The sequence below is a fragment of the Streptomyces sp. NPDC049577 genome, from assembly GCF_040675635.1.
In the GTDB taxonomy this organism is placed as follows: Bacteria; Actinomycetota; Actinomycetes; order Streptomycetales; family Streptomycetaceae; genus Streptomyces.
Genome location: NZ_JBFAPH010000661.1, coordinates 1 through 1,131, shown reverse-complemented (window position 1 = coordinate 1,131; position 1,131 = coordinate 1). Strand labels below are relative to the sequence as shown.

General features: G+C 65.7%; 1 pseudogene. It reads left to right on the top strand.

The features are described 5' to 3' along the window. Positions 1-237 precede the first annotated feature (237 nt). Positions 238-1,090, top strand: a pseudogene (locus AB0K09_RS33690) (IS5 family transposase). The last annotated feature ends 41 nt before the right edge of the window (positions 1,091-1,131 follow it).

The following is a 1,131-nucleotide window of genomic DNA, read 5'->3' as shown; positions in this document are numbered from 1 at the left end:
TAAGAGGTCGTTTTCGCCTGTCTCGGGTCGTTATCGACTGATTGATGGACGGTGGAATCGTGGTGCGGGAGAGGAGGTAGGTGCGGTTGTGATCGATGAGGCCGGAGGGGTGACGGACGAGGCGAGGGGTGGCTCGTTCCTGTCTCATTCCAAGATGCCCGGCTTTCAAAGGTGTGCGCTTCCGTCGTCATCGCCGCACGCCTGGGCACATTTGGTCTGCGGCGGTACGCCGGATGCATGGCGAAGCGACGTCCGTATCCGAGTGATCTGTCCGATGACCGCTGGGAGTTGATCGAGCCGGTGCTTGCAGCCTGGCGTTTCGAGCGCCGTGGCAGGGCCCTGGACTTCGGCCGGCCGCCGGAGCACGACCTGCGCGACATCATGGACGCGATCTTGTACGTCGACCGGACCGGGGTGCAGTGGCGCTACCTCCCGCACGACTTCCCGCACTGGAACACGGTCTACGGCTACTTCGCCAAATGGGCGGACGAGGGTGTGTTCGCCCAGCTCAACGGCCTGCTCCGGCAGCTGCTGCGGGAGAAGGAGGGTCGGAACGGCGAGCCGTCGGCCTGCGTGATCGATGCTCAGAGCGTCAAGACCTCCACCAGCGTCCCGGCTGCCGGCCAGGGCATCGACGCCGCAAAGAAGATCGTCGGCAGGAAACGGAGCATCGTCATCGACACGCTCGGCCTGCTCCTCGCCGTGCTGGTCACCGCGGCGAGCGTGCAGGACTCCATCGCCGGCACCCGGCTCTTGGACCAGGTCGCCGCCGACCACCCGGGCATCCGCAAGGTCTGGGTCGACGGCGGCTACCGCCAGCACCTCGTCGAACACGCCGCATCCCTGGGCATCGACATGGAAATCACCGCCCGCAAGCCCGGGACCAGGGGATTCACTCCGATCCCGAAGCGGTGGGCAGTCGAGCGGACCTACGGCTGGCTGATGCTCCACCCGGCGCCTGGCCCGCGACTACGAAACCCTGCCCACCCGCTCCGAAGCCGTGATCCACATCGCCATGACCGACCTCATGGCCCGCCGCCTCACCAGCGAGAACACCATCTCCTGGCGCGACCCGACGAAGGCTACTTAACACCCAATCTCGGGATGAAACATCGGGCGAAAACGACCTCT